Annotated in this window: 27 protein-coding genes; 13 read left to right on the top strand and 14 right to left on the bottom strand. The window is 71.5% G+C overall.

Annotation, left to right across the window (positions count from 1 at the left end; genetic code table 11):
* Positions 1-15: 15 nt before the first annotated feature.
* Together fabD and DFH01_RS17260 are read right to left on the bottom strand one after the other, a co-directional pair.
* On the bottom strand, positions 16-975 hold the full coding sequence (gene fabD, locus DFH01_RS17255; protein ID WP_109871741.1) for an ACP S-malonyltransferase: 960 nt from the start codon (positions 973-975) through the stop codon (positions 16-18).
* Positions 976-1,059: 84 nt separating this feature from the next.
* Positions 1,060-2,685 (bottom strand): B12-binding domain-containing radical SAM protein, encoded by a 1,626-nt coding sequence (locus tag DFH01_RS17260; protein ID WP_109871742.1) that lies wholly within the window; start codon positions 2,683-2,685, stop codon positions 1,060-1,062.
* 235 nt (positions 2,686-2,920) lie between these two features.
* On the opposite strand from DFH01_RS17260, the gene rpsF reads away from it, so the two are divergent.
* The 9 genes from rpsF to DFH01_RS17305 all read left to right on the top strand — a co-directional run bounded on the left by rpsF (position 2,921) and on the right by DFH01_RS17305 (position 11,271).
* Positions 2,921-3,394, top strand: coding sequence for a 30S ribosomal protein S6 (rpsF, locus tag DFH01_RS17265; RefSeq protein WP_109871743.1), 474 nt, complete (start codon positions 2,921-2,923; stop codon positions 3,392-3,394).
* A gap of 6 nt (positions 3,395-3,400) precedes the next feature.
* Positions 3,401-3,688: a 30S ribosomal protein S18 gene (gene rpsR, locus DFH01_RS17270; protein ID WP_109871744.1), complete on the top strand. Its 288-nt coding sequence runs from the start codon at positions 3,401-3,403 to the stop codon at positions 3,686-3,688.
* An 18-nt stretch (positions 3,689-3,706) separates the two neighbouring features.
* A complete protein-coding gene (rplI, locus tag DFH01_RS17275; RefSeq protein WP_109871745.1) occupies positions 3,707-4,279 on the top strand; it encodes a 50S ribosomal protein L9 in 573 nt (190 codons plus the stop codon).
* 231 nt (positions 4,280-4,510) lie between these two features.
* Complete coding sequence (locus DFH01_RS17280) at positions 4,511-5,755, top strand: SAM-dependent methyltransferase (protein WP_109871746.1); 1,245 nt, start codon at positions 4,511-4,513, stop codon at positions 5,753-5,755.
* Positions 5,756-5,782: 27 nt separating this feature from the next.
* The gene (locus tag DFH01_RS17285) at positions 5,783-7,012 is read left to right on the top strand and encodes an SAM-dependent methyltransferase (RefSeq protein ID WP_109871747.1); all 1,230 of its coding nucleotides are present in this window, start codon (positions 5,783-5,785) and stop codon (positions 7,010-7,012) included.
* A gap of 74 nt (positions 7,013-7,086) precedes the next feature.
* Positions 7,087-8,607, top strand: coding sequence for a replicative DNA helicase (locus DFH01_RS17290; RefSeq protein WP_109871748.1), 1,521 nt, complete (start codon positions 7,087-7,089; stop codon positions 8,605-8,607).
* Entirely contained in the window at positions 8,608-9,705 is a 1,098-nt protein-coding gene (gene alr / locus DFH01_RS17295) for an alanine racemase (protein ID WP_233256156.1), read from the top strand.
* A gap of 4 nt (positions 9,706-9,709) precedes the next feature.
* Entirely contained in the window at positions 9,710-10,495 is a 786-nt protein-coding gene (locus DFH01_RS17300) for an MlaE family ABC transporter permease (RefSeq protein ID WP_109871749.1), read from the top strand.
* Positions 10,492-11,271: an ABC transporter ATP-binding protein gene (locus DFH01_RS17305; protein ID WP_109871750.1), complete on the top strand. Its 780-nt coding sequence runs from the start codon at positions 10,492-10,494 to the stop codon at positions 11,269-11,271. Before DFH01_RS17300 ends, DFH01_RS17305 begins: the two co-directional genes overlap by 4 nt.
* Positions 11,272-11,275: 4 nt before the next feature.
* On the opposite strand, the gene DFH01_RS17310 is transcribed toward DFH01_RS17305, so the two are convergent.
* Positions 11,276-12,469, bottom strand: coding sequence for an MFS transporter (locus tag DFH01_RS17310; protein WP_109871751.1), 1,194 nt, complete (start codon positions 12,467-12,469; stop codon positions 11,276-11,278).
* 187 nt (positions 12,470-12,656) lie between these two features.
* Here DFH01_RS17310 and radA point away from each other — a divergent pair, with 187 nt between their 5' ends.
* Positions 12,657-14,072, top strand: coding sequence for a DNA repair protein RadA (gene radA / locus DFH01_RS17315; RefSeq protein ID WP_109871752.1), 1,416 nt, complete (start codon positions 12,657-12,659; stop codon positions 14,070-14,072).
* 2 nt (positions 14,073-14,074) lie between these two features.
* Here radA and DFH01_RS27850 read toward each other — a convergent pair whose 3' ends face one another.
* The gene (locus DFH01_RS27850) at positions 14,075-14,629 is read right to left on the bottom strand and encodes a hypothetical protein (RefSeq protein ID WP_146217080.1); all 555 of its coding nucleotides are present in this window, start codon (positions 14,627-14,629) and stop codon (positions 14,075-14,077) included.
* Between the two features lie 129 nt (positions 14,630-14,758).
* Between DFH01_RS27850 and DFH01_RS17320 the strand changes: the two genes are divergently transcribed.
* The 3 genes from DFH01_RS17320 to DFH01_RS17330 are packed head-to-tail and all read left to right on the top strand — an operon-like array spanning position 14,759 to position 17,520.
* On the top strand, positions 14,759-15,316 hold the full coding sequence (locus DFH01_RS17320; RefSeq protein WP_109871753.1) for a CvpA family protein: 558 nt from the start codon (positions 14,759-14,761) through the stop codon (positions 15,314-15,316).
* Between the two features lie 9 nt (positions 15,317-15,325).
* Complete coding sequence (gene purF / locus DFH01_RS17325; protein WP_109871754.1) at positions 15,326-16,795, top strand: amidophosphoribosyltransferase; 1,470 nt, start codon at positions 15,326-15,328, stop codon at positions 16,793-16,795.
* A complete protein-coding gene (locus DFH01_RS17330; protein ID WP_109871755.1) occupies positions 16,795-17,520 on the top strand; it encodes an SDR family NAD(P)-dependent oxidoreductase in 726 nt (241 codons plus the stop codon). Before purF ends, DFH01_RS17330 begins: the two co-directional genes overlap by 1 nt.
* Here the strand turns inward: DFH01_RS17330 and DFH01_RS17335 are convergent.
* From DFH01_RS17335 to DFH01_RS17380, 10 genes are all read right to left on the bottom strand, one after another.
* Positions 17,501-18,577, bottom strand: a complete 1,077-nt coding sequence (locus DFH01_RS17335) for an amino acid ABC transporter permease (protein ID WP_109871756.1) — start codon at positions 18,575-18,577, stop codon at positions 17,501-17,503. The two genes, DFH01_RS17330 and DFH01_RS17335, sit on opposite strands and share 20 nt — an antisense overlap.
* Before the next feature lie 4 nt (positions 18,578-18,581).
* A complete protein-coding gene (locus DFH01_RS17340; protein ID WP_199231274.1) occupies positions 18,582-19,769 on the bottom strand; it encodes an amino acid ABC transporter permease in 1,188 nt (395 codons plus the stop codon).
* 95 nt (positions 19,770-19,864) lie between these two features.
* Positions 19,865-20,896: an amino acid ABC transporter substrate-binding protein gene (locus DFH01_RS17345; RefSeq protein WP_109871757.1), complete on the bottom strand. Its 1,032-nt coding sequence runs from the start codon at positions 20,894-20,896 to the stop codon at positions 19,865-19,867.
* A 188-nt stretch (positions 20,897-21,084) separates the two neighbouring features.
* A complete protein-coding gene (locus tag DFH01_RS17350; protein WP_109871758.1) occupies positions 21,085-22,689 on the bottom strand; it encodes a complex I subunit 5 family protein in 1,605 nt (534 codons plus the stop codon).
* On the bottom strand, positions 22,686-24,164 hold the full coding sequence (locus tag DFH01_RS17355) for a complex I subunit 5 family protein (RefSeq protein ID WP_233256157.1): 1,479 nt from the start codon (positions 24,162-24,164) through the stop codon (positions 22,686-22,688). Before DFH01_RS17355 ends, DFH01_RS17350 begins: the two co-directional genes overlap by 4 nt.
* Positions 24,161-24,493 (bottom strand): sodium:proton antiporter, encoded by a 333-nt coding sequence (locus DFH01_RS17360; RefSeq protein ID WP_109871759.1) that lies wholly within the window; start codon positions 24,491-24,493, stop codon positions 24,161-24,163. Before DFH01_RS17360 ends, DFH01_RS17355 begins: the two co-directional genes overlap by 4 nt.
* Positions 24,490-25,437, bottom strand: a complete 948-nt coding sequence (locus tag DFH01_RS17365; RefSeq protein WP_109871760.1) for a hydrogenase subunit MbhD domain-containing protein — start codon at positions 25,435-25,437, stop codon at positions 24,490-24,492. The genes DFH01_RS17360 and DFH01_RS17365 overlap by 4 nt, the downstream gene beginning before the upstream one ends.
* Positions 25,434-25,775 carry a monovalent cation/H(+) antiporter subunit G gene (locus DFH01_RS17370; RefSeq protein ID WP_109871761.1) on the bottom strand — a complete coding sequence of 114 codons (342 nt, stop codon included), beginning with the start codon at positions 25,773-25,775 and terminating at the stop codon, positions 25,434-25,436. Before DFH01_RS17370 ends, DFH01_RS17365 begins: the two co-directional genes overlap by 4 nt.
* Positions 25,772-26,035 (bottom strand): MrpF/PhaF family protein, encoded by a 264-nt coding sequence (locus tag DFH01_RS17375; RefSeq protein ID WP_109871762.1) that lies wholly within the window; start codon positions 26,033-26,035, stop codon positions 25,772-25,774. Before DFH01_RS17375 ends, DFH01_RS17370 begins: the two co-directional genes overlap by 4 nt.
* Positions 26,032-26,541: a Na+/H+ antiporter subunit E gene (locus DFH01_RS17380; protein WP_158287799.1), complete on the bottom strand. Its 510-nt coding sequence runs from the start codon at positions 26,539-26,541 to the stop codon at positions 26,032-26,034. Before DFH01_RS17380 ends, DFH01_RS17375 begins: the two co-directional genes overlap by 4 nt.
* Between the last annotated feature and the right edge of the window lie 17 nt (positions 26,542-26,558).

The raw sequence follows: 26,558 nt of genomic DNA on the forward strand, positions 1-26,558 counted from the left end.
GTGCGGCCCTCCCTTTCAGAGCGTCTTCAGGAATGCTTCGACATCGGCGGGCGTGCCGACGGCCTCGGCCTTCGCGTCGGGTGCGAGGCGCTTCATCAGGCCGGTCAGCACCTTGCCGCTGCCGATCTCGACGAAGCGGTCGCAGCCCATGGCGGCCATGGCGAGGATGCATTCGCGCCAGCGGACCGTCCCGGTGACCTGCTTCACGAGCAGGTCGCGGATCTCGGCGGGGTCGGTGGCCTTGGCGGCGGTGACATTGGCGACGACGGGCACTGTGGGGGCGTGCATGGTGGCGCGCTCCAGCGCCTCCGCCATGGCATCGGCGGCGGGCGCCATCAGGGCGCAGTGGAAGGGGGCGGAGACGGGCAGCTTCATCGCCCGCTTCACGCCGGCTTCCTTGGCCTTCTCGATGGCGCGGTCCACCGCGGCGGCGGCGCCGGAGACGACGATCTGGCCGCCGCCATTGTCGTTGGCGACCTCGACAACCTCCTTCTTCCCGGTTTCCGGGTCGGTGGCGGCGGCGGCGCAGATCTCGCGCGCCTGGTCGAGCTCGGCGCCGAGCAGCGCGGCCATCGCGCCGGTGCCGGGCGGCGTCGCTTTCTGCATCGCCTCGCCGCGCAGGCGCAGCAGGCGGGCGGCGGTGGGCACGTCGAAGGTGCCGGCGGCGGCAAGCGCCGCGTATTCGCCGAGCGAATGGCCGGCGACGAGCGCGACCTTGTCCCGCAGCGCGAAGCCGCCTTCCTTCTCGATCACGCGCAGCACGGCCAGCGAGACCGCCATCAGCGCCGGCTGGGCATTGGCGGTGAGGGTGAGTTCCTCGGCCGGTCCCTCGAACATCAGTTTCGAGAGCTTCTGCCTGAGGGTCTCGTCCACCTCCTCGAACACCTCGCGGGCGACGGGGAAGGCGGCGGCGAGGTCGCGGCCCATGCCGGGGGCCTGGGAACCCTGGCCGGGGAAGGTGAAGGCGAGCGCCATGACGGAGCCGTGATCCTGGCGGTTGGAGGTCGGGCCGCCTAGGGCGCGGGGAGGGGGGGCGTCAAGGGTCGTGTGCCGTCCGGGTCAAGGCACCGCCTCGGGCTCCGCCGGCAGGACCGGCACCGGGACGGGCGGCTGCCAGCGTCCGCTCGCCACCTCCTCGATCTGCCGGTCGATGGTCTCGAGCACATGGCGCGAGAAGGGGCCGAGATGGGTGTAGAGCGCGGCGACCGTGATCGCGGTCTTCAGCGCGCGGGGATTGCGCCGCAGGAGGGTGGCGACCATGCCCCAGAATGCCCGCCGCTCCGCGCCCCCGGCCCGCGTGAGCGCCAGGGCGACGCGGGCGAAGCGCAGCCCGTCGCGCGGCAGGTCCCGCAGCGCGATGCGGCCCGCGGGCGGCTTCATGCCGAGGTTCAGGCCGGCGCGGAGGAGGCGGCCGAAAAAGGCCTGCGGCGTGTAGGCGCGGGCCACCACCTCCCGGTAGTCCGCCAGCACCTCCTGGCGCGGGCGCCTTGTGTCGAAGTTGAGGCCGGAGGTGCACTGGTCGCCGAGCAGGCCCTTGCTGTTCACCACCTCGCCGCCCGGATGCAGCCGCCCCTCGCGCGTCAGGCGGCGGGAGAGCTGCGTGTCGGGCAACGCGTAGAGCAGGCCGGCCATGGCGACCGGGATGGCGGCGTCCTCGATGAGCTGGACGATGCCCTTGCCGACGCCGGCCGTCTCGTCGTCGAAGCCGACGATGAAGCCGCCGATGACGATGATGCCCGCGCCCTGCACGCGGCGCACCGAATCGGGGATGCTGCGCCGCGTGTTCTGCTTCTTCTGCATCAGGCGCAGCGTCTCGGGGTTCGGGCTCTCGATGCCGATGAAGATCAGGAAGAAATTGGCCTGGCGCAGCAGGTCCAGCAGTTCCGCGTCGTCGGCGAGGTTGATCGAGGCCTCGGTCGAGAACTCGAAGGGATAGTCGTGGCGCTTCTGCCAGGCGATCAGCTCCGGCAGGAAGGCCTTCAGCGCCTTCTTGTTGCCGACCAGGTTGTCGTCCACGAAGTCCACATGGCCGCGGTAGCCGCGGACGCGCAGGGCCTCGAGCTCGGCCAGCACCTGCGGCGTCGTCTTGGTGCGCGGCACCCGGCCGTAGAGCTCGATGATGTCGCAGAACTCGCAGGTGAAGGGGCAGCCGCGGGAGAATTGCAGGCTGAGATTGGTGTAGTCGGAAAGCCTGAGCAGGTCGTAGCGCGGCACCGGGGTGGTGGTGATGTCCGCCTTGAAGCGCTCGGCGGTGAAGGTGCCGCGGCGCTCGCCGGCCCGCCAGGCGGCGATGAAGTCCGGCATGATGCCCTCGACCTCGCCGAGGACGCGGAAATCGGCCCGTTCGTAGACCTGGGGCGAGCTGGTCGGGTCGGGCCCGCCGACCACCACGGGTCGGCCCAGGCTCTGGGCGCGGTGGATCACGTGCAGCGTGTCGAATTGCTGCGGCAGCATGCCGCCGGTCATCACCATGTCGGCCCAGGCGATGTCGGCGTCCGCAAGCTCCGACGTGTTGCGGTCCACCAGCCGGATCTCCCAATCGGCGGGCAGCATGGCCGCGACGGTGATCAGGCCGAGCGGCGGGGCCGGGTATTTCGCGCCCACCAGCTCGCAGGTCCGGCTGTAGTTCCAGAACGAGCCGGGGTTGAAGCGCGGATGCACCAGCAGCACCCTGGTCGCCGTCACGCCGTGCCTCCGCGGATCCTTACGAATATGGAGACTTAATCGGCGCGGGCCCGCCGCGCCAGGGCGGGATCCCCGCCTTGCCCTGCGCCCCCGTCCCGTGCTTTACGCGCCGCTTCCCTGCCGGGATCCGATGCATCGGTCCCGGCTATGCCCGCTTGCGTGGCTTCCCGGCATGGTGCCGGCGACCGCCGAGAACAGCCGAAAGCTGGGGCTGAGACAGCCGAAGGGAGACACGATGCCGCTTTACGAATGCGTGCTGCTGGCACGCAACGACGTCACGCAACAGCAGGTCGAGGCCATCGCCGACCAGGTCGAGCAGACGCTCAAGGCCGGCGGCGGCGAGGTGCGCAAGCGCGAGTACTGGGGCCTGCGCGGCCTGGCCTACAAGATCAAGAAGAACCGCAAGGCGCACTACATGCTGCTCGGCGTGTCGTCCCCGCCGGCGGCGCTGCAGGAAGCCGAGCGCCAGCTTGGCCTGCACGAGGACGTGCTGCGCACGCTGACCATCCGCGTCGAGGAACTGGAGGAAGGCCCCTCCGCCATCCTCGCCCGCCGCGGCGAGGACCGCGAGCGCGAGCGCGGCTTCCGCGGGCCGCGCCCGGCCGGGCGCTTCAGCTCGGGCCGTGGCGGCGGACGCGACCGCGACGACCGCGAGGAATTCCGCGCGCGCCCGCGCGAGGAAATGGACATGGGCATGGACGGGGAGTGAGCCACGATGTCCGACGCAACTGAAGACACCGCCGCCAGCCCCGCCGGGCGCCGCCCGGCCGTTGGCGCCCGCCGGCCATTCTACCGGCGCAAGAAGTCCTGCCCCTTCTCCGGCCCGAACGCGCCGAAGATCGACTACAAGGACGTCCGCCTGCTCTCCCGCTTCCTGTCGGAGCGCGGGAAGATCGTGCCGAGCCGCATCACCGCGGTCAGCGCGAAGAAGCAGCGCGAGCTGGCGAACGCGATCAAGCGCGCCCGCTTCCTGGCGCTGCTGCCCTATGTGATCAACGACTGATCCGGGGAGCATAGGACCATGATCGAACTGATCCTGATGCAGCGCGTGGAGAAGCTCGGCCAGATGGGCGAGCTGGTGAAGGTGCGCCCGGGCTATGCGCGCAACTTCCTCCTTCCGCAGGGCAAGGCGATCCGCGCGAGCAAGGAGAACCTGGCCCGCTTCGAGAAGGAGCGCGCCCAGCTCGAGGCGCAGAACATCAAGCGCCGCGAGGAGGCCGAGCGCGTCGCCGAGCGCGTCTTCGGGCTTTCCGTGGTGATCATCCGCGCGGCGGGCGAGAGCGGCAGCCTTTACGGCTCCGTCACCTCGCGCGACATCGCGGATGCCTGCAAGGCGCAGGGCGGCCTGACGGTGGACCGCAGCCAGGTGCTGCTGGAACAGCCGATCAAGACGACCGGCATCGTGCAGGTGCGCGTGGAGCTCCACCCGGAGGTGATCATTCCGGTGGGCGTGAACGTGGCGCGTTCGCAGGAAGAGGCTGACAAGCAGGCGCGCGGCGAGGACATCCGCGCCGCCGAGCAGTCCGAGGCGGAGAGCCTGGAGGCCGAGCTGGCCGCCGAGCTCGCCGAGCTCGGCTCCGCGATGGATCGCTGAGGGCAGGGCGGGGGCGCCGGCAGCGGCGCCCCTGCCGCCCGTCTTTTCTCTTCATTCGCTTTCGCGCATCTGATACGCCTTCCGGCAGTCCCGGGATCGGGGGCTGGACCGACGCGGCTTCGTGCCCCGAAGCGCAGGCCGCCACGCTGGAAAGCGCGGCACGGCCTGACCTAGTCTTCCCGGGCAAGGGGGCTGAGAGCATCCAACGCGGCCCCGGAAAGCGGGGTGGCGATGTTCCAGGGGTTGCTCGACCGGGCGCTTCGCAGCTTCATCCGCCGGGGGCGATTGGCCGTCCGGCACGCGGACGGCACGCTGCGGGACTATGGCGGCGATCCCGGACCCGAGGCGGCCTTCCGCATCCGCGATGCCGCCGCCACGCGCCGGTTGGTGCTGAACCCCGCGCTCGCCCTCGGTGAACTGTACATGGATGGCGGCGTGGAGCCGGATGGCTGCACGATCGCGGATGTGCTCGCGGTGCTCGTGCTGAACCAGTACGAAGGCGGGCGGCATCCGGTGGAGGATGTGCTGGAGGCTTGGCGCCGCGCGAAGCGGATGCTCGACCAGTTCAACCCGGCGGCGCGGTCGAAGCGGAACGTGGCGCACCATTACGACCTCGATCACCGGCTGTTCCGCCGCTTCCTCGATCCCGACATGCAGTATTCCTGCGCCTATTACGCGCGCGGCGACGAGACGCTGGAGGCGGCGCAGGAGGCGAAGAAGCGTCACATCGCGGCCAAGCTGAAGCTCGACCGGCCCGGTCTGGAGGTGCTGGAGATCGGCTGCGGCTGGGGCGGGATGGCCTGCTACCTGGCGCGTGAATGGGGCGCGCGTGTCACCGGCCTGACGCTGAGCGAGGAGCAGATCGCGGTGGCGCGGGAGCGCGCGGCGACGGAGGGGCTGGCGGACCGCGTGCGCTTCGAGCTGATCGACTACCGCGCCTGGCGCGGGCAGGTGGACCGCGTGCTGTCGGTGGCGATGTTCGAGGCGGTGGGCCTGCCGCATTTCCAGCACTTCTTCGAGGTGGTGCGCGACGCGATGAAGCCGGACGGCGTCGCGGTGGTGCACGCGATCGGGATGATGGCCGGCCCTTCCAGCATGAACCCCTGGCTCACCAAATACATTTTCCCCGGTGGCTACACGCCGGCGCTGTCGGAGCTGATGCCGGCGGTGGAGAAGACGGGACTGTGGATCACCGACCTCGAGATCCTGCGCCTGCACTACGCCCTGACGCTCGCCGAATGGGGGCGGCGCTTCGCGCGGGAGCGGGCGGCGATCGAGGCGATGTACGACGAGCGCTTCTGCCGGATGTTCGAGTTCTACCTGGCCGCCTGCGAGATGGCGTTCCGGCACGGCCGGCAGATGAACTGGCAACTGCAGCTGACGCGCGACAAGGCCACGCTGCCGTTGACGCGCGACTGGATCGCGGCGGCCGAGCGCGCGCATGCGCCCGCCATCGCGGAGGTGCAGCCGGCCTGAGGGCCGGAGCGAAGGGGAGGTGCCGGCATGCTGTTGCATCTTGCCATGACGAGGCTCATTCGCCGCGGCACGCTGAGCGTGGAATACCCGGACGGGACACGGCGCGAGTACCGGGGGACGCCCGGCTCCGCGGCCGGCATGCGCATCCGCACGCGGCGCGCGGAGCGCCGGCTGGTGCTCAATCCCGGCCTTGCGCTCGGCGAGGGCTACATGGAGGGCGAGGTCGAGCCGCTGGGTTGCTCGCTCCATGACCTGCTCGACTTCCTGATGCTGAACATCGCCGCCGGCGGCGGGCACCCGGTGGAGGAGGCGCGGCAATGGCTGCGCCGTGCGACGCGGTGGCTGGCGCAGATCAACCCGGCGCCGCGGTCCAAGCGGAACGTGGCGCATCACTACGACCTCAATGGCCGGCTCTACGCGCTGTTCCTCGACCGCGACCGGCAATACTCCTGCGCCTATTTCCCGACCGGGCGCGAGACGCTGGAAGACGCGCAGGAGGCGAAGAAGCGCCACATCGCGGCGAAGCTGTGGCTGGATCGGCCGGGGCTGGAGGTGCTGGACATCGGCTGCGGCTGGGGCGGCATGGCGCTGACGCTGGCGCGCGACTGGGGCGCGCGCGTCACCGGCATCACGCTGTCCGAGGAGCAGCTTGCCGTGGCGCGGCAGCGCGCGGAGGAGGCCGGGCTGGCCGACCGGGTGCGGTTCGAACTGCTGGACTACCGCGCCTGGGACCGGCAGGTGGACCGGATCGTCTCGGTCGGCATGTTCGAGCATGTCGGGCTGGCGCAGTATGGCGGGCTGTTCCGGATGGTGCGCGACTCGCTGGCCGAGGATGGCGTCGCGCTGCTGCACACGATCGGGCGCATCGACGGGCCGGGCGCGACCAATCCCTGGATCGCGAAATACATCTTCCCCGGCGCCTATTGCCCGGCGCTGTCGGAAATGATGCCGGCCATCGAGCGTTCGGGGCTGTTCGCGACGGATGTCGAGATCCTGCGCCTGCACTACGCGCTGACGATCCAGGAATGGCGGCGGCGCTTCGCCGCGAATCGCGACGCGATCGAGGCGCTGTACGACGAGCGCTTCTGCCGCATGTTCGAGTTCTACCTGGCCTCCGTGGAGCTGATCTTCCGCCATTGGGGGCATGTGGTCTTCCAGGTGCAGATGACCCGCCGGCTGGAGACGCTGCCCATCACGCGCGACTGGATGGCCGAGGCGGAATCGCGCGCCGCCCGCGGGGCGCCGATGGCGGCATAGCGTCCCCGCTATCCACATCCTTCCACAGGCAGGTGGGGGAGGCGCAGACTCGCGCGCCGGTCTAGACTGCTTCCATGAACACCTTCGGCCCGGGTCCGTCCTCCGCCGGCGAGGGCCTGTTCGGTCTCTCGCAGCGGCTGCCGCCTGCGAACATGGAGGCCGAGCAGGCGCTGCTCGGCGCGCTGCTCGCCAACAACAAGGCCTATGAGCGCGTCGGCGAGTTCCTGGCGGCCGAGCATTTCGTGGACCCCGTGCATGGCCGCATCTTCAGCGCCATCCAGCGGCGGATCGAGGCCGGGCAGCTGGCCGATGCGGTGACGCTGCGCGCGGAGTTCGAGCACAACGGCCTGCTGGATGAGGTGGGCGGCCCGGCCTATCTGGCGCAGCTGCTCTCGGCCATGGTCGGCGTGATCAATGCCGGCGAATACGGCCGCGTCATCCATGACGCCTGGATGCGGCGGCAGCTGATCGACCTCGGCGAGACGGTGGTGAACCGCGCCTTCGGCGCCGAGCCGGAGCTGGATGCGCGCCAGCAGCTGGAAGCGGCCGAGCAGAGCCTGTTCGATCTGTCGAAGGACAATGCCACGCAGGGCGGCTTCGTCAGCTTCGAGCGCGCGCTGGCGGCCGCGGTGGACCATGCGGCGGCGGCCTTCTCCAATCCCGGCGGCGTCTCCGGCCTGTCCTCGGGCCTGCGCGACCTGGATCGCAAGACGGGCGGGCTGCACAAGTCGGACCTCGTCATCCTCGCGGGCCGCCCGGGCATGGGCAAGACGGCGCTGGCGACGAAGGTCGCGTTCGGCGCGGCGCGCGCGATCCTGCGCAAGGCGCGGGAGGAGAACCCGAACGCGGTGCCGCGCGGCGGCGTCGCGATCTTCTCGCTGGAAATGAGCTGCGACCAGCTGGCGACGCGTCTGCTGGCCGAGGAATCGCGCATTTCCGGCGACCGCATCCGCCGTGGCGACATCGCGCAGCGCGACTTCGACCGCTTCGTGGAGGTCAGCCGCGAACTGGCCGGCCTGCCGCTGTTCATCGACGACACGCCGGCCATCACCATCAGCGCGCTGCGCACCCGGTGCCGGCGCCTGCAGCGCACCAAGGGCCTGGATCTGGTCGTGGTGGACTACCTGCAGCTGATGCGGCCAGCCGCCGGCACACGGCCCGAAAGCCGCGTGCTGGAGATCAGCATGATCACGCAGGGGCTGAAGGCCATCGCCAAGGAACTGGCGGTGCCGGTGATCGCGCTGTCGCAGCTCTCCCGCCAGGTGGAGAGCCGGGAGGACAAGCGGCCGCAGCTTTCGGACCTGCGCGAATCCGGCTCGATCGAGCAGGACGCCGACATGGTCATGTTCATCTACCGCGACGAGTACTACCTGGCGCAGCGCCAGCCCAAGGAGATGACCTACGACAACTCCGAGAAGTTCGGCGCCGCGCTGGAGAAGTGGCAGAAGGACATGGAGGAGGCGCACAACAAGGCGGAGCTGATCATCGCCAAGCAGCGCCACGGCCCGACCGGCACGATCAAGCTGTTCTTCGAGGGCGAGTTCACTCGCTTCGGCGACCTGGATACGCAGCATGACGGAGGCTATGGGGACTAGGTGATCCCCGCCCGCCCCGGCCAGGCCATCCTGCACGTCGATCTCGGCGCCATCGTCGCGAATTGGCGCGACCTCGTCGCGCGCCACGGGGCGCCGGCGGCCGGGGTGGTCAAGGCGGATGGCTATGGGCTCGGCGCCGGGGCAGTGGCGCGCGCGCTGCAGGCGGCGGGCTGCACCACCTTCTTCGTCGCGCATCTGACCGAGGGTCTGGTGCTGCGGGCGGCGCTCGGCGCCGGGCCGCAAGGCGCGCGGGAAGCGCCGCCGGACATCGTCGTGCTGAACGGCTTTCGGCCGGGCGCTGACGAGGATGCCGGGCTGGTTCCGGTCCTGAATCATCTCGGCGACGTCGCGGCGCATGCGGCGGCGGGGAGCCGGGCGGTGCTGCATCTGGATACCGGCATGTCCCGGCTGGGGCTGGATGCGCGCGAGCAGGCCGTGCTGGCGCAGGATCGGGGGCGGCTGGACGGGCTGCGCCTGCTGCATGTCATGACGCACCTGGCCTGCGCGGACGAGCCGGAGCATCCGCTGAACGAGGCGCAGCGGGCGCGCTTCGCGGAGGCCGCATCGCGCATTGCGCCCGGCGTGAAGCGGAGCTTCGCCAATTCCTCGGGCATCTTCCTGGGCGAGGGCTTCCGCTCCGACCTCGCCCGGCCGGGCTGCGCGCTCTATGGCATCAACCCGACGCCCGGCGCGGCGAACCCGATGCGCCAGGTGGCGCGGGTGGAGGCGGAAATTCTGCAGGTGCGCGAGATCGCGGCGGGCGACACGGTGGGCTATGGCGCGTCCTGGCAGGCGACGGAGCCGCGCCGGATCGCGACCGTTGCGGCAGGGTATGCCGATGGCTACCTTCGCGCGCTTTCGGGCCGCTCGCTGGCGCTGCTGCGCGGACGGGCCGTGCCCCTCATTGGCCGGGTGTCCATGGACCTGATGACCTTCGACGTGACCGATGTGCCGGAGGCCGCACCGGGCGAGCGGCTGCTACTGATCGGGGGGGAGGGCAACACGCCGGACGACATCGCGGCGCGCTGCGGCACCATCGGCTACGAGATCCTGACCTCGCTCGGGGCGCGCTACCACCGCGTCCATGAAGGCGCCTGAGCCCTTGGATCGTGCCCTCGACCTGACGGCGGCGATCGGCCGCGCGGCGATCCTCGTGCTGCGCGGCGCCGGGGCCGTGGCGCTGTTCGCGGCGGAGGCGATCAGCCATCTGCTGCGCCCGCCCTTCTACGGCAGGCTGTTCCTGAAGGCCTTCATCGAGATCGCCTGGTTCAGCCTGCCGGTGGTGGCGCTCACGGCGGTGTTCACGGGCATGGTGCTGGCGCTGCAATCCTACACCGGCTTCGCGCGCTTCAACGCGGAAGGGGCGGTGGCGAATGTCGTGGTGCTGTCCATCACGCGCGAACTGGGGCCGGTGCTGGCGGGGCTGATGGTGGCCGGGCGGATCGGCGCCGCCTTCGCTGCCGAGATCGGGACGATGCGCGTGACGGACCAGATCGACGCGCTGAACACGCTCTCCACCAATCCGATGAAATATCTGGTGGCGCCGCGGCTGCTGGCGGGCACCATCGCCATGCCGCTGCTGGTGGTGATCGCGGACATCCTGGGCGTGATGGGCGGCTGGCTGATCGGCACGCAGCAGCTGGGCTTCTCCTCGGGCGCCTATCTCAAGGCGACCTTCGACTTCCTGGAGGCCTGGGACGTGATCTCCGGGCTGATCAAGGCGGCGGTGTTCGGCTTCGTCGTGACGCTGATGGGCTGCTGGTGCGGCTACCAGTCGGGCGGCGGCGCGCAGGGCGTGGGCCGCGCGACGACCTCGGCGGTGGTGTCGAGCTCCATCCTGATCCTGGCGCTGGACTACGTGCTGACGGCGATGATGTTCACGCGATGAGCGGCGCGGGCGTTCCGAAGATCCGGCTGCGCGGACTGGCGAAAAGCTTCGGGCCGAAGGTGGTGCTGGACGGCGTGGATTTGGATATCCGCGCCGGCCATTCGATGGTGATCCTGGGCGGGTCGGGCTCGGGCAAGTCGGTGACGATCAAATGCATCCTGGGGCTGATCACGCCGGATGCCGGCACGATCGAGATCGACGGGCGCGACGTGGCGAAACTGTCGCGGCGGGAGCGCGAGGCGGTGAACGACCGCATCGGCATGCTGTTCCAGAACGGCGCGCTGTTCGATTCGCTGCCGGTCTGGGAGAATGTCTGCTTCAAGCTGCTGGCGCAGCGCCGCATCACCCGCCGCGCCGCGCGTGACAAGGCGGCCGAGGTGCTGGCGCAGGTGGGCCTCGCCGCGAGTGTCAGCGACCTCTATCCGAGCGAGCTGTCGGGCGGGATGCAGAAGCGCGTGGGCCTGGCGCGCGCGATCGCGGCCGAGCCCGACATCATCTTCTTCGACGAGCCGACCACGGGGCTCGATCCGATCATGGGCGCGGTGATCGACGGGCTGATCGTGGATTGCGTGAAGCGGCTGGGCGCGACTGCTGTCAGCATCACGCATGACATGGCGAGCGCGCGCCGCATCGGCGACGACGCGGCGATGATCCATCGCGGCAAGATCGTCTGGACCGGCGCGGCGGCGACGCTGGGCGAGACCGGGAACGCGATGGTGGACCAGTTCGCGCGCGGGGAGCGCGAGGGGCCGATCCAGATGGAGCTCAGGAAATAGGCGCTTACGCCATCGCCGCCTGACGCTGCCGCACGCGGACGAACAGGAGTCCGACCAGCGCCAGGTTCACCACGCCTGCCAGCGCCGCCGCGCCGAAGCCCAGCGTGTAGGACCCGGTCAGGTCGAAGAACAGGCCGGCCTGGAACCCGCCGACCGCATGGCCGAGCCACGCAAAGGCCAGGATCACACCCATCAGCGTCGCGCGCTGCGCGGACGGTGTCAGCATCCGCGCGGTGACCAGCACTGTCGTCATCACCCCCGCATAGCCGAAGCCGTAGATCGGCGCGAAGAGGTAGAACTGCCCGAGGTCGGTCAGCTGCGTGAAGGCGAAGACCGCGCTGGTCTGCCACAGCGAGGCCGTCATGTAGGCCGGGATCGGCCCGATCAGGTCGGCAAGCTTGCCGAACGCCACGCGCCCCAGGATCGCCGCCATCAGCATCGCGAAGAGCACGCCCGATGCCTCCGTGCCGGCGATGCAGAGGCCCTGGATCAGCGGCACCAGGTGCATCAGCGGCACAGACATGCAGGCGCAGCAGAGCAGCGTCGCCGCGCTGAGCCACGCCACGGCGAGGCGCGGTGGAATCGGTGGCGGCGGTTCCACGCGCGCGGCCACGCCCCCGTCAGCCCGCTGCGGCGCGCGCATCAGCAGCGCGAGCGGCACCATGACGGCGAGCGACACCACACCCAGCGCGAGGAAGGCGCCGCGCCAGCCCAGCGCCTCGATCAGCCACGCCGCCACGAAGGGCACGCCGCCCTGTCCCGCCGCCTGCCCGGCGGAGGCGATGCCGATCGCAAGCCCCGCGCCGGCCGGGAACCAGCCGCCGATCAGCGCGAAGAGCGGCGCGAAGAGGCCGGCCCCGAACACCCCCGCGACGAAGAACAGCAGGTAGAACTGCCACAGCCCGCTCGCCCCGGCGGCCGCCATCACGCAGAGGCCTACGACCGCCGTGCCGGCCAGCGCGACATGGCGGATCGGCGTGCGGTCCGCGACCGCACCCATCGCGACACCGCCGATCGCAAGTCCCGCCAGCCCGGCCGAGTTGATCAGCGCGATCGCGCCGCGCGGCCAGCCGAACTCGGCCTCCAGGGGGACGAAGAACACCGACAGCCCGTTGACCAGCTGGCCCATGGCGATGGCGAGGATCACGGCGACCGCCCCGACGATCACCCAGCCCTGACGCGAACCCGGCATCGTCATCGCGAAGCCTCCTCGGTCCTGCGGGCACCAGGCCCGCGCGGCGCCACCCTCGGCCTGTTCGGTTTCGCCGCGATGTCGCCCGGAGGGGAAAAAGCGTTTCGTGCGTGCCGCCCTGAAATGCGCGCTTCTGCCCACGCCTCTTCTGCACTATCTCTTGAGCGTTCCCGTCTCGTTCCCGAGGGCAGCGTTGGCCAAGGATCGCACCCGCTTCGTCTGCCAGGCCTGCGGCGCCGTCGCGCCGAAATGGCAGGGGCGCTGCGACGCCTGCGGCGAGTGGAACACGCTGGTCGAGGAGGTTTCGGAAGCGCGCGGTCTCGGCCCCGCCGCGAAGGCGGCCGGCGGACGGCGGCTGGAATTCGTCGGGCTGGAGGGAAAATCCGCGCCGCCGGCGCGCATGCTGACCGGGATCGCGGAACTGGACCGCGTGCTCGGCGGGGGCTTCGTGCCGGGCTCGGCGGTGCTGGTCGGCGGCGACCCCGGCATCGGCAAGTCCACCATCATGCTGCAGGCCGCCGCGCGGATCGCCGCGGGCGGCCGCCGCGCCCTCTATGTCTCGGGCGAGGAGGCGGTGGAGCAGGTGCGGTTGCGGGCGGCGCGGCTGGGTCTCGCCAAGGCACCGCTCGGCCTCGCTGCCGCGACCAGCCTGCGGGACATCGCCGCCGGGCTGGAATCGGAATCCGAGGCGGCGGTCGTGATCATGGATTCGATCCAGACCGTCTGGCTCGACGCGCTGGATTCCGCCCCCGGCACGGTCAGCCAGGTGCGCGCCTGCGCGGCCGAGCTGATCCGCCTCGCGAAGACCCGCGGCTTCGCGCTGGTGCTGGTCGGCCACGTGACGAAGGAAGGCACGCTCGCCGGGCCGCGCGTGCTGGAGCATATGGTGGACGCGACGCTGCATTTCGAAGGCGACCGCGGCCACCAGTTCCGCATCCTGCGCGCGGTGAAGAACCGCTTCGGCGCCACCGACGAGATCGGCGTCTTCGAGATGACGGAGCACGGGCTGGTGGAGGTGGCGAACCCCTCCGCCCTGTTCCTGGCGGAGCGGCGCGGCAATGTCTCGGGCAGCGCGGTCTTCGCGGGGATCGAGGGCACGCGGCCGGTGCTGGTGGAGGTGCAGTGCCTGCTCTCCCCGAGCGCGGGCGGGCAGCCGCGGCGGCAGGTGGTGGGCTGGGATTCCGGGCGGCTTTCCATGCTGCTGGCGGTGCTGGAGGCGCGCTGCGCCATGGGGCTCGGCATGAACGACGTCTATCTCAACGTCGCGGGTGGGCTGCGCATTCAGGAACCGGCGGCGGACCTTGCCGTGGCGGCGGCGCTGATGAGCGCCGCGACGGACCGGCCGACCGATCCCGGCATGGTGTATTTCGGCGAGGTCGGGCTCTCGGGCGAGGTGCGCCAGGTCGCGCAGGCGGAGGCGCGGCTGCGCGAAGCCAAGAAGCTCGGCTTCGAGGCGGCGACGCTGCCGCGGCGGATCGCGCGCGGCAGCGCGCCGCTGCCGGCGGTGCCCGGCCTGAAGCTGAAGGAGGCCGGGCATCTGGCGGACCTGGTGGCGGAATTCGCGGCCGGGACGGTGCGGCGGAAGAAGGACGCGGCCGCGCCCTCCTGAGGTTACGCCCGGTCTTCCCCGATCTCGGCGATCACCCGGTAGCAGCGGGCGCGGCGGGTCGTCTCGGGGGGCAGGTCGCGCATGGCCGCCATCTCGAACCGGCCGAGCAGCCCCGCGGGCGTGTCGTCCTCGTGCCGGCGCGGGATGCGACGGATCACCGCGTCGCCGCCATAGGTGGCGTAGCCGATGTCCTCGTCATGGTCGGTGAAGCCGGTTTCGGTTCCGGGGCCGGCCCAGCCCTCGGCGCGCCAGTCGGCCTCCCGCGCCTCGAGGTCGGCGGCGCCGCATTCGCCCAGGATCAGGACGAGCCGGGGCACGAGGCCGTCATCGGAAAGGGCGGAGATCACGACCGCGCCGCGGCGCAGCCCTTCACGGTAGAAGGCGCGGTCTTCGGGCGGAAGGTCCGGCAGGCGCGCCGCCTCGGCATCTGCCCCGGCGCCACCGGCATGGACCGACACCTCCTCGGGCCCGAGCCCGGCTTCCTGGCGGAGCCGGCCGGCCGCGCGCTCCGCCTCGGCACGGTTGTCGAACAGGCCGACGATCGTGACCTGCGGCATGGCGTTCATCCTCGTTCCTGGGGGGTGCCCCGTCACGGGGCGCTGCCGGTGCAACGCGCCCGGGGCGCGGGGGATCGCCGCAGGGGCCAAGATGACACCCCACCCCCCGCCCGCTATACCGGCCCCGCGATGACCTGGGTCGATGGCGTGGTCCTGGCCGTGCTGCTTCTTTCGGCAGGACTGGCCTATTTTCGCGGGATGGTCCGCGAGGTGCTGGGCGTCGGCGCCTGGGTGGGCGCGGCCATTGCCGGCCTGCTCGGCGCGCCCGCGGTGACACCGATGGTGGAGGCCTATGTCCAGCCGGACTGGCTGGCTTCCGGCGTCGCGGTGGGCGGCGTGTTCCTGGTGGTTCTGGTTGTGCTCAAGATCCTGATCCACTGGATCGCCGGACATGTGCAGCGGTCGGCCCTGGGTGGCGTGGATCGCGCCCTCGGCTTCGTCTTCGGCCTGGCGAGGGGTGCGTTCATCGTCGTGCTTGCCTATATCGTGGGCGGCCTTGCTGTGCCGGCGATGGAGCGCTGGCCGGATCCGGTGCGCGAGGCCCGCAGCCTGCCGCCGGTGGCCGACGCCGCGCGGTGGGTGGTGGAGAAGCTGCCGCCGGATTTCCGCCCGCTGCTGCCGCAGCAAGGCGCACAGCAACCGGGACTCGAGCAGATCCTGCGGCCGCCCGCGCGCAGCCGCAGCTGAAGGACCGCGATGGACGAGATGGCGAACACCTCCCCCTGGGAGGACGACAAGCCGCATGAGGAATGCGGCGTGGTCGGAATCTGGGGCAGCGCCGATGCCGCGGCGCTGGCCGCGCTCGGCCTGCACGCGCTGCAGCATCGCGGGCAGGAGGCGGCGGGCCTCGTCTCCATGGAGGAGAGCGGGATCTTCCATTCCCACAAGGGCCGCGGGCTGGTCGGCGACAATTTCGGCGATGCCGCGGTGATCGCGGGGCTGCCGGGCCGCGCCGCCGTGGGGCACAACCGCTACGCGACGACCGGCGAGACGGCGCTTCGCAACGTGCAGCCGCTCTATGCCGATTTCGAGTTCGGCGGCTTCGCGGTGGCGCACAATGGCAACCTGACCAACGCGCATACGCTGAAGCGCGCCCTGGTGCGGCGCGGCTGCCTGTTCCAGTCCACGACGGATTCCGAGGTCTTCGTCCATCTCATCGCCATCAGCCTCTACTCCACCGTGACGGACCGGCTGATCGACGCGCTGAAGCAGGTGCAGGGCGCCTACAGCCTGGTGGCGCTGCACAATGGCGCGCTCCTCGGCGCGCGCGATCCGCTCGGTGTGCGGCCGCTGGTGATCGGGCGGCTGCCGGCGGGCGGGTTCGTGCTGGCGTCCGAGACCTGCGCGCTCGACATCGTGGGCGCCGAGTTCGTGCGCGACGTGGAGCCCGGCGAGATCGTGGTGATCGACGATGCCGGGCTGCGATCCCAAAAACCCTTTGCGAAGCAGCCGAGCCGCTTCTGCATCTTCGAGTACATCTACTTCGCGCGGCCGGATTCCATCGTGGAAGGCACGCCGGTCTACGACACGCGCAAGCGCATCGGCGCGGAGCTGGCGCGGGAGAGCGGCGTCGCGGCCGACGTGATCGTGCCGGTGCCGGATTCCGGCGTGCCGGCGGCGATGGGCTACGCGGTGGAGGCCGGGCTTCCCTTTGAGCTCGGCATCATCCGCAACCACTATGTCGGGCGGACCTTCATCGAGCCGACGGACCAGATCCGCCACCTGGGCGTGAAGCTGAAGCACAGCGCCAACCGCGCGATCATCGAGGGGCGGCGCGTGGTGCTGGTGGACGATTCCATCGTGCGCGGCACGACCAGCCGGAAGATCGTGGAGATGGTGCGCGCCGCCGGCGCGACGGAAGTGCATATGCGCATCTCCTCCCCGCCCACCACGCATTCCTGCTTCTACGGCATCGACACGCCGGAGCGCAGCAAGCTGCTGGCGGCGAAGCACGACGTGGCCGAGATGGCGAAGATCATCGGCGCGGACAGCCTCGCCTTCATCTCGCTGGACGGGCTCTATCGCGCGCTCGGCCGGCCGGGGCGCGACGCGGCGAGCCCGGCCTATTGCGATGCGTGCTTCACCGGCGACTACGCCATCCCGCTGCTCGACCAGCAGGACAACGCGCAGCGCCCCGTCTCCCTGCTGGCTGCGGCGAATTCGTGATGGAACAGCCCCTGAAGGACCGTGTGGCGCTGGTCACCGGCGCCTCGCGCGGGATCGGCGCGGCGCTGGCGGTGGAGCTTGCGCGGCTCGGCGCGCAATGCGTGCTGGTGGCGCGCACCCAGGGGGGGCTGGAGGAGACGGATGACGCGATCCGCGCCGCGACCGGCCGCGGCGCGACGCTGCTGCCGATGGACCTGCAGAAGCAGGAGAAGGACCTCGACATGCTCGGGCCTTCCATCGTGGAGCGGTTCGGGCGGCTCGACATCCTGGTGCACAACGCCGGCGCGCTGAACAAGCTGACGCCGGTGGCGCATGTGGAGCCGCGCGACTGGGCGGAGGTGATGGCGGTGAACCTGACGGCCGCCTGGCGGCTGATCCGCACCTGCGATCCGCCGCTGCGGGCTTCCGATGCGGGGCGGGCGGTGTTCGTCACCACCGGGCGCGTGCTGCGGCCGAAGGCCTATTGGGGCATGTACGGCGCGGCCAAGGCGGGGATGGAGCACCTGGTGCAGACCTGGGCGCAGGAGGTGGAGAAGACGCCGCTGCGCGTGAACCTGGCTGATCCGGGCATCGTGGCCACGAAGATGCGCGCGCTGGCCTTCCCCGGGGAGGACCCGGCGACGCTGCCCACGCCCGCCGCCGTCGCGCCCGGCATCGCCGCGCTGTGCCTGCCGTCGGAGACGCGGAGCGGCGCGCGGGTGGAACTCAGCGCGACTCCGGCCTGAGCGTCCGTTCCAGGTTCTGCGAGTATCGGCTCATCGCGAAGCACAGCACGAAGTAGACGCCGGCGGCGAAGAGATAGGCCTCGGTCGGGAAGCCCAGCCAGTTCGGGTCGCCCAGCGCGGCGCGCAGCGTGGTGAAGAAGTCGAAGACGCCGATCACCACCACCAGCGTCGTGTCCTTGAACAGGCCGATGAAGGTGTTGACCTGCGCCGGGATGGTGACGGTGAGCGCCTGCGGCAGGATCACCAGGCGCATCTTCTTCCAGTAGCCGAGGCCGATCGCGTCCGCCGCCTCGTACTGGCCGCGCGGCATGGCCTGCAGGCCGCCGCGCACCACCTCCGCCATGTAGGCGGCGGTGAAGAGCGTGTAGGCGACCAGCACGCGGATCAGCCGGTCTATGGTGACGCCTTCGGGCATGAAGAGCGGCAGCATGATCGCCGCCATGAACAGCAGGCTGATCAGCGGCACGCCGCGCACGCATTCGATCACGGCCGTGCAGAACCAGCGGAGCAGCGGCAATTCGCTGCGCCGGCCCAGCGCGAGCAGTATCGCCAGCGGATAACCCAGGGCGAGGCCATAGACCGCGATGATGCCGGTGATGGTCAGCCCGCCCCATTGCCGCGTCTGCACGAAGGAGAGGCCGAAGACGCCGCCCTGCATCAGCAGCCACATCGCCGGTGCGGCGACGGCCCAGCCGAGCAGCAGCCAGCGGCCCCAGAAGCGGCGGATGGTGGAGGCGACCACCATCGCGACCAGGATCACGATCATGGTCGCCGGCCGCCAGCGTTCCTCATAGGGATAGAGGCCGAAGATCGAGAACCAGAACTTCTCGCGCACGAAGGCCCAGCAGGCGCCGCCCGCCGCGCGGCAAGTCTCGGCATTGCCGTTCCAGGTGGCGTTCGTCACGGCCCAGGCCCAGAAGGGCGGCACGGCGAAATACAGCACCGCAAGGCAGGCGAGGGTGATCGCACTGTTCACCGGGCCGGCGAAGCAGGCGCGGAGGAAGGCCGTGGCGCGCTCGGTGAAGGCGGGGCCGGCGGGGGCGGTGGTCGCGCTCATCGGATCAACGCTCCTTCAGCAGCGCGACGCGCGAATTGTACCAGTTCATCAGCGCCGAGGTCACGAGGCTGATGAGCAGGTAGACGGCCATGAAGATGCTGATCACCTCGATCGCCTGGCCGGTCTGGTTGATCGAGGTGTTGGCCACGCTGACGAGATCCGGGTAGCCGATGACGACGGCGAGCGAGCTGTTCTTCGTCAGGTTCAGGTATTGCGAGGTCAGCGGCGGGATGATGACGCGCAGCGCCTGCGGCAGGATCACGAGGCGCATGATGCGACCGGGCGGCAGGCCCAGCGCGCGGGCGGCTTCCCACTGGCCCTTGTGCACGGATTGGATGCCGGCGCGCACGATCTCCGCGATGAAGGCGGAGGTGTAGACGACGAGGCCGATCAGCAGCGCGAAGAATTCGGGCGAGAGCGAAAGCCCGCCTTCGAAGTTGAAGCCGGCGAGCTCGGGCCACTCCACGGTGGGCACGAAGCCGGCGGCCAGCGAGAGCGCGGGGAAGCCCAGCAGCATGGCGAGGCCGGGCAGCACGGTCGGGCGGCGTTCCCCGGTCGCGACCTGCCGCGCGCGCTCGCGCCGCAGCAGCAGCCACCAGCCGATCGCGCCGGCCAGCGCGGCGGCGAGGAAGGCGTAGAGGGCGGGCTCGGCGAGCAGGGCGGGGATCTTCACGCCGCGCTGTGAGAGGAAGACGCCGGGCAGCGGGTTCAGCGCCTGCCGCACGGAGGGGAGCTGCAGCAGCACCGCGTGCCAGAACACGAGTTGCAGCACGAGCGGCGTGTTGCGGATCACCTCGATGTAGCCGCCGACGAGGCCGCGCAGCAGCGGGTTCGAGGAGAGCCGTGCGAGACCGAGCAGGATGCCGAGCACGGTGCAGAGCGCGATGCCGACGATGGCGACACGCAGCGTGTTCAGCAGGCCGACCGTCAGCGCGCGGCGATAGGTGTCGGCGGGCGAGTATGCGATCGGGCTCTCGCCGATCGGGATGCCGGCGGAGCGGTCGAGGAAGCCGTAGCCGAATTGCAGGCCGCGCGCGGCCATGTTGGCCTGCGCGTTCGACCAGAACCACCAGCCGAGGCCGATCACGGCGACGAGCAGCGCGACCTGGATCAGCAGGCCGCGCGTGGAGCCGGGCAGCGGGATCAGGCCGCGGGCGGGCGGCATGGCGACGCGGGCTGTCGTGCTGCTCATGCGGCGATGTCTCGTGCGGGCGCGAAAGGGAGGGTGAGGGCGCGGCCCCCACCCCGACCCTCCCCCGCAGGGCGGGGGAGGGAGATGTCACGCGATCAGCGCGCGGGCGGCGCGTAGAGCAGGCCGCCGCGGGTCCAGATGTTGTTCATGCCGCGCTCCAGCCCGAGCGGCGTGTTGGTGCCGAGATGGCGCTCGAAGATCTCGCCGTAGTTGCCGAAGGTGCGGATGATCTGGCGGGCATAGTCGGCGCGCGCGGCGCCCAGGCTCTCGCCCATGTTGCCCTCGACGCCGAGCAGGCGGCGCACGACGGGGTTGGTGGAGGAGCCGGCGATCTGCTCGACATTCGCGCTCGTGATGCCGAGTTCCTCGGCGTCGATCAGCGCGAAGGTCGTCCAGGCCACGATGTTGGTCAGCTCCTCGTCGCCCTGGCGGATGGTGACGGCGAGCGGCTCCTTCGACAGGCGCTCGGGCAGGATCACGTGGTCGGCCGGGCGGGTCAGCAGCGTGCGCTGCGCGGCCAGCGCGGCGAAGTCGTTGGTGAAGACGTCGCAGCGGCCGCTGTCATAGGCGCGACGGATCTCGTCGAGGTCGGCGATGACCACCGGGGTGAAGCGCAGGTTGTTGGCGCGGAAGTAGTCGGCGATGTTGAGCTCGGTCGTGGTGCCGGGCTGCACGCACACCGTCGCGCCGTTCAGCTGGCGGGCGCTGGTCACGTTCAGGCGGCGCGGCACCATCAGCGCCTGGCCGTCATAGAAGGTGATGGCGGGCTGGTTGAAGCGGTTGACGTTGGTGTCGCGCGTCAGCGTCCAGGTCGTGTTGTTGGAGAGCACGTCCACCTCGCCCGCGGAGAGCGCCGGGAAGCGGCTCTGCGTGGTGACGGGCACGAACTCGACCTTGGACGGGTCGCCGAAGATGGTGATCGCGATGGCGCGGCAGATCTCGACATTGAAGCCGCCCCAGCGGCCCTGGCTGTCGGGCACGCCGAAGCCGGGGTTGGACGGGCCCTGCACGCCGCAGCGGAGCGTGCCGCGCTGCTTGATCTGGTCCAGGTCGCGCCCGGCCAGCGCCTCGTTCACGCCAAGCGTCATGAAGGCCGCCGCGGCCGCGGCGAGCATGGTGAACTTCATTGGTGTCTCCCTCGTCTCCCGGCGGCCGAAGGACGGGGCCGCGAAGCCGCGCACATCGCAGCGGCCGCGAAAAATTGCAAGGGCGCAATCTATCCTTCATGTGGACGAAATTTCCCGGTCTGCGCGCGCCCTGGGCGTCCTGCCGCTTGCGGGCGCTGCAGCCTGCCCAGGGCGCGGGCAGGGGTGGTCTAGCCGGGCCTCGCGGCCATTGCGGCCAGCAGGCCCAGCACGACGGCCAGCAGCGAAAGGCCGGCCGCGGGCCAGGGCCTGAACAGCGTCTCGAAGCGGAGGATGGCGCGGCCCAGCGCCTCGCGCGGGGCGGCACCGCGCCGCGCCAGGACGAGCAGGTCGCCCTCCGGCAGGACCGGCACGCGATCCGCGATGCGCCGCCAGGGCCAGGCGAGCGCGGCGCCGAGCAGCACCGGCGCCACGGCCGCGAGGCTCCAGATCTTGCCGGCATCCGCGCCCACGACCGGCAGCAGCAGCCATGGCAGCACGAGCGCCGCGGTGCCGAGGCCGAGCCAGGGCCCGAGCAGGCCGGGCGGCGCGCGCCCTTCGGGCTCGGCCGCCGCGGCGTCCATCACGCGGCGCACGAAATGCAGCATCAGCAGCGTGGAGCCGAAGGCCGACAGCGCGGCGCACCAGGCGGCGATCCCGGCGCCGAGCTCGTCCTTCACCGCCGCCTTGGCCAGGGCGCCGCCGGTGGGCGGCAGGCCGCCGAAGCCGAGTGCCAGCAGCAGTGCCAGCGGCAGCACCCAGCGCCGCGCGCCCGGCCCCGTCGCCAGCGCTACGCCGACGCCGAGGAACAGCGCGCCCTTCGCCAGCATGTGGTGCAGCGCGTAGAAGGCCGCGTGCAGGCCGCTCGCGCCGATGTCGAGCACGATGCCCATGCCGAGCACCGCGCCGATGACGCCCATCTGGCTGACGGTGGAATAGGCCAGCACGGTCTTCGGGTTGCGCTGCGCCAGCCCGGCCACCACGCCCCAATAGGCGGTGAGGAAGCCGAGCACGGCGAGCGCGGTGCCCCATCCGCCGGGCGCGCCGTGCTCCGGCAGGAAGCGGATCAGCCCGATCACGCCGGCCTTCACGATCGCGCCGCTCAGCACCGCGGAGGCCGGCATGGGGGCCGCGGGATGCGCCACGGGCAGCCAGACATGCAGCGGCACGAGGCCCATCTTCAGCCCGAAGCCGAGCACGAGCAGCAGCGCGGTGACGGCGCCGCCCGGACTCGCCGCGAGCGGCGGCACGACGTCGGCGATGGCGATGGATTCGCCCGGCGCGCCGACGGCGAGCAGCGCGAAGGCGAAGAGCAGCGCGATCTCGCCCAGCACGGCCAGCAGCAGATAGAGCGCGCCCGCGCGGATCGCCGCGGCCGTGCCGTCCTGCACCACCAGGCCGAAGCCGGCGAGGCTCGCCACCGCGAAGGCGAGATAGAAGCTGCCGAGATCGCCCGCGATGAAGACGCCGAGGCTGCCGGATTGCGTCAGCAGCCACCAGGCGGCGAAGCGCGGCTGGTCGCCGAGATAGGCGCGCGCATAGAGTCCCGCGGCGCTCCAGAGCAGCGCGGCGCCGCCGAGGAGCAGCGCGCCGGGCAGGTCGAGCAGCAGGGTCAGCCGCAGCCCGCCCGCATCGGCGACCAGCGGCGGCACATGACCGACCAGCAGCGCGACGATCAGCGCCGGCAGCGGCGCCGCCCAAAGCCGTTTCTGGACGTGCGCGCGCGCCGACGGCCAGGCGAGCGCAATGCACATCGCCAGCGGCATCAGGGGCGCAAGGACGAGCAAAAAGCTCATGGCGCGCCGACGCGCACGAGGCCGAGATCCTTGAGCGGGACCAGGCCGAGCAGGATCGAGGCGAGGGCGAGCGCCAGCACGCAGAGTTCCTGCGCGCGCGGCACCGGGCGTGCCTCGCAGCCCGGCGCCGGCGGCGCCAGGGCGGCCGCGACGATGCGATAGACATAGCCGCCGGTCAGCAGTCCGCCCGAGAGGATCACCAGCGACCACCACCATTGCCCGGTCTCGACCGAGGCGCGCAGCAGCAGCCATTTCGCGCCGAAGCCGCCGCTCGGCGGCAGGCCCATCAAGGAGAGGCCGCCCATCGCGAAGGCGATGACGGTGATCGGCATCACGCGGGCCGCGCCGCCGAGGGCAGCGACGCGGTCATGCCCGAGCGAGGCGGCGATCAGGCCGGCGCCCAGGAACATCGCGGCCTTGGCGAGCGCGTGGGAGACCGCCTGCAGCACGCCGCCGAGCCAGGCGCGCGAGGCCGTCTCGGCATCGCCGGCCGCGAGCAGCGGGAACATCAGGAACAGGTAGCCCATCTGGGCGACGGTGGAGTAGGCGACGAGCAGCTTCAGTCGTTCCTGCCGCAGCGCGACGACGCTGCCGATGAGGATCGCCGCGGCGCCGAGTGCCGCAAGCAGCGTGCCGCCGTTCAGCACCACCGGCGCGGGCAGCACCCAGAACCACAGCCGCAGCAGCAGCACGAAGGCGCCCTTCACGACCAGGCCAGAGAGCAGCGCGGAGGCCGCGGCGGGCGCGCCGGCATGGGCGGGCGGCAGCCAGAGATGCAGCGGGAACAGCGCCATCTTCGCGATCAGCCCCGCCGTCATCAGCGCGCCCGCGACCAGGGTCGGCGCATCGGCGCGCGTGCGCCCGGCCAGCAGCGCGATGTCGAGCGTGCCATGGGCGCCGTAGAGCAGCCCGGCGCCGAGCAGGTAGAGCACGGAGCCGATCAGCGCGAAGAGCAGGTAGCGCAGCTCCGACTTGAACTGGCTCGGCTTGCCGTCGAGGCAGGCCAGCGCCAGCGCGGTGAAGGTCAGCATCTCCAGCGCGACGAAGAGGTTGAACAGGTCGCCGCCGAGGAAGGCCGCGGCGAGCGAGGCCGCCAGCGCGGGCAGGAAGCACCAATAGGCATAGGCGGCGCGCGTCTCCTGCGCGCCGCGCGGCGTGGCGTAGGGCGCGCGGCCGAACAGCGCGACGGCGAGCAGCACGACGGCGCCCGTCAGCAGCATGGCGGCGGAAAGGCCGTCGGCGCGCAGCGCCATGCCGAGCGGCGGCTGCCAACCCCCGATCAGGTAGGCCAGCGGCGCGCCGCCGCGCTGCACCTGCAGGGCGATCGCGAAGGCGATGACCAGCCACAGCGCCAGCGCGCCGAGCGCGATGCGCTGCGCATGGCGCCCACCCGCGACGAAGGCGAGCAGCATCGCGCCCGCCGGCAGTGTCAGCGCCAGCACGAGCAGCCAGCCTTCCGGCGTTGTCGCCGTCACGAATCGGGCGCCGTCGGTTCGGGCGGATCCTCGGCGACGGTCGCGGCGCCGGTGATCTGATACAGGCGCAGCGTCAGCACCAGCGCGAGCGCGGTGGCGGCGAAGGCGACGACGAGGCCGGTGATGACCATGGCCTGCGGCACCGGATCGGCGGCGAGCCCCGCCCCCGCGCCGCGCCGCGCCACCACGCCGAACAGCAGGAAGACGCCGGCGCCGAGCAGGTTGAAGGCGATGATCTTGCGCAGCACCTCGGCCTGCGCGACGAGGCCGTAGAGCCCGATGGCGACGAGGCCGCAGGCGGCCAGCGCCAGGATGTCCGTGCCCGTCATGCGCGGCGCCGTCGCTCCGGCGGGCCGGCGATGAGGCAGGCCAGCGCGGCGGCGACGGAGAGCGTCATCGCCGCCTCGATCAGCAGGATCAGCGGCTTCGCGAAGCCGGGCGGATAGGCGAGGAAGCCCTCGGCAACCACGAAGCCCGCAAGCCCGACCGCGAGGAAGGTGAGCGGTCCGATCGCGATCATCAAGCGCAGGCGCCAGTCGGTGACGGAGGGCGGGCGGACCAGGCCGGCGATCCAGGGCAGCACCCACATCGCGGCGAGGATCGTGCCGCCCTGGAACTTGCCGCCCGGCGAATCGGCGCCGACCCAGGCGATGTAGATGCCGATGACGATGCCGACCGGCGGCAGGATGCGGGCGAGCAGGGAGAGCGGCCCGTGTTCCTCGCGCTGGAAGACCGGGCCGGGCCGCCCGCCCCAGCGATGATCCGCCGCCATGGACCACACGGCGAGCACCGCGAAGACCAGCACGATCGCCTCGAGCAGCGTGTCCAGGCCGCGATGCGCCATCAGCACGGCGGAGACGGGATTGCCGAGGCCGAGCGGCGCGGTGCCGGCCAGCGCGGCCTCCGCCAGGCTCGGCGCGGGATCGGGCAGGGACAGGACGCCATAGGCCAGCGCACCGCCGACGCTCAGCGCCAGCAGCGCGGCGAGGGCGCGCTGCGCACGGCTCGGCGTGGCGGCCGAGATCTCCGCCTCGCCGCCGCGCAGCCGGGCGACGACGTAGAGAAGGATGACGCCGGTGGCGCCGGCGCCGATCGCGGCCTCGGTCAGCGCCACATCCACGGCGCCGAGCCGAACCCAGACCAGCGTCAGCAGCAGGCCGGTGACGACGAAGCCGATCACGGCGGCGAATTGCGACCGCGCGGCGAGGGTCCAGGCCGCGGTGCCGAGCACGGCGAGCGCCAGGAGGAGATCGAGCAGGAGGCCGGCGGTCACGGCACGCCCCCCTCACCCAACCCTCTACCCCCTGAGGGGGGAGAGGGCATGGCGTGTTCGTCCCTCGCCGCCGCGGCGCCGATGAGCTGCGCGGCAGTGGCGCCGCCGATGACGACCAGCACCCAGATCAGCAGCAGCTTCAGCGCCGCGCCGAGACCCGGCGCCAGCGGCAGCAGCCCGAGCACGATCAGGCCGAGGCCGAGATTGTCCGCCTTGGTCAGCGCATGCACGCGGCTCAGCGTGTCCGGAAAGCGGATCAGCCCTGCCGTGCCGGCGACGAAGAAGAACACCCCGGCCAGCACGCAGGCCGTGCTGAAGGCGCCGACAAGAAGGCTCATCGCGGGCCGACCAGCCGCGCCGCCATGACGAAGGCAACCGAAGTGAAGGCGCCGAGCAGGGCAAGCAGCAGCGCGACGTCCAGTATGGCGCCGTCGCCATAGGCACCTGCGACCAGCAGCAGCGCCGCGATGCCGCCGGTGCACAGAAGCTGCGCGGCCATCAGCCGGTCGGCGCGGCGCGGCCCGCGCAGCACCCGCCACAGCCCGGCCAGCACGCTGAGCAGCACGACGAAGGCGGCGCCGAGCAGGATCTCCGTCATCGCGGCGTGCCCAGCGCGGCGGCCACCGTGCCCTCGGTCGCGCCGAGTTCCGCCGCATGCGGTGCGCGCGTGTCGAGTACATGCACGCGCAGCGTCGCGTCCTTGCTGTCCAGCGGCAGCGCGCCCGGCGCGAGGCTCGCGAGCAGCCGGAAGCCGTCCTGTGCGGGGCCGGGCGGCAGGCGCTGCGGCATCGCGACGACGCCGGGGGCGAGGCGCATGTCGCGCGACAATGCGCGCCGGGCGATGTCCCAGCCGGCTGCCGCGCTCTGCCGAAGCGTCTCGGCTGCCAGGCGGGCCAGCACGGCCGGCGCGATGCGCGCCGCGCCAGGCGGCAGCAGCACGAGGCTCGCGCGCGTGGCGAGCACGGCGGCAAGCAGACCGAAGGGGAGGCCGGCGGGATCGGGCCCCGCCACCACCAGCCACAGGCTGAACAGCGCCGCTCCGCGCAGCAGGGCGGCGCGACGCGGGCGCGGGGAGGGGGGCGGGGGTGGCGGCACGGCCAGCATTCTACTGATCCCGGATT

It is taken from the genome of Falsiroseomonas bella (assembly GCF_003173615.1).
GTDB lineage: Bacteria > Pseudomonadota > Alphaproteobacteria > Acetobacterales > Acetobacteraceae > Falsiroseomonas > Falsiroseomonas bella.

Coding starts and splice junctions, on each gene's coding strand:
- purF (WP_109871754.1), top strand. CDS start 15,326: ATGGACGAGATGGCGAACACCTCCCCCTGGGAGGACGACAAGCCGCAT.
- rplI (WP_109871745.1), top strand. CDS start 3,707: ATGATCGAACTGATCCTGATGCAGCGCGTGGAGAAGCTCGGCCAGATG.
- DFH01_RS17310 (WP_109871751.1), bottom strand. CDS start 12,469: ATGACGATGCCGGGTTCGCGTCAGGGCTGGGTGATCGTCGGGGCGGTC.
- rpsR (WP_109871744.1), top strand. CDS start 3,401: ATGTCCGACGCAACTGAAGACACCGCCGCCAGCCCCGCCGGGCGCCGC.
- DFH01_RS17330 (WP_109871755.1), top strand. CDS start 16,795: ATGGAACAGCCCCTGAAGGACCGTGTGGCGCTGGTCACCGGCGCCTCG.
- DFH01_RS17350 (WP_109871758.1), bottom strand. CDS start 22,689: ATGAGCTTTTTGCTCGTCCTTGCGCCCCTGATGCCGCTGGCGATGTGC.
- DFH01_RS17305 (WP_109871750.1), top strand. CDS start 10,492: ATGAGCGGCGCGGGCGTTCCGAAGATCCGGCTGCGCGGACTGGCGAAA.
- DFH01_RS17340 (WP_199231274.1), bottom strand. CDS start 19,769: ATGAGCAGCACGACAGCCCGCGTCGCCATGCCGCCCGCCCGCGGCCTG.
- DFH01_RS17280 (WP_109871746.1), top strand. CDS start 4,511: ATGTTCCAGGGGTTGCTCGACCGGGCGCTTCGCAGCTTCATCCGCCGG.
- DFH01_RS17290 (WP_109871748.1), top strand. CDS start 7,087: ATGAACACCTTCGGCCCGGGTCCGTCCTCCGCCGGCGAGGGCCTGTTC.
- DFH01_RS17360 (WP_109871759.1), bottom strand. CDS start 24,493: ATGACGGGCACGGACATCCTGGCGCTGGCCGCCTGCGGCCTCGTCGCC.
- rpsF (WP_109871743.1), top strand. CDS start 2,921: ATGCCGCTTTACGAATGCGTGCTGCTGGCACGCAACGACGTCACGCAA.
- DFH01_RS17380 (WP_158287799.1), bottom strand. CDS start 26,541: ATGCTGGCCGTGCCGCCACCCCCGCCCCCCTCCCCGCGCCCGCGTCGC.
- DFH01_RS17285 (WP_109871747.1), top strand. CDS start 5,783: ATGCTGTTGCATCTTGCCATGACGAGGCTCATTCGCCGCGGCACGCTG.
- DFH01_RS17320 (WP_109871753.1), top strand. CDS start 14,759: ATGACCTGGGTCGATGGCGTGGTCCTGGCCGTGCTGCTTCTTTCGGCA.
- DFH01_RS17370 (WP_109871761.1), bottom strand. CDS start 25,775: ATGAGCCTTCTTGTCGGCGCCTTCAGCACGGCCTGCGTGCTGGCCGGG.
- DFH01_RS17345 (WP_109871757.1), bottom strand. CDS start 20,896: ATGAAGTTCACCATGCTCGCCGCGGCCGCGGCGGCCTTCATGACGCTT.
- fabD (WP_109871741.1), bottom strand. CDS start 975: ATGGCGCTCGCCTTCACCTTCCCCGGCCAGGGTTCCCAGGCCCCCGGC.
- DFH01_RS17375 (WP_109871762.1), bottom strand. CDS start 26,035: ATGACGGAGATCCTGCTCGGCGCCGCCTTCGTCGTGCTGCTCAGCGTG.
- DFH01_RS17335 (WP_109871756.1), bottom strand. CDS start 18,577: ATGAGCGCGACCACCGCCCCCGCCGGCCCCGCCTTCACCGAGCGCGCC.
- DFH01_RS27850 (WP_146217080.1), bottom strand. CDS start 14,629: ATGCCGCAGGTCACGATCGTCGGCCTGTTCGACAACCGTGCCGAGGCG.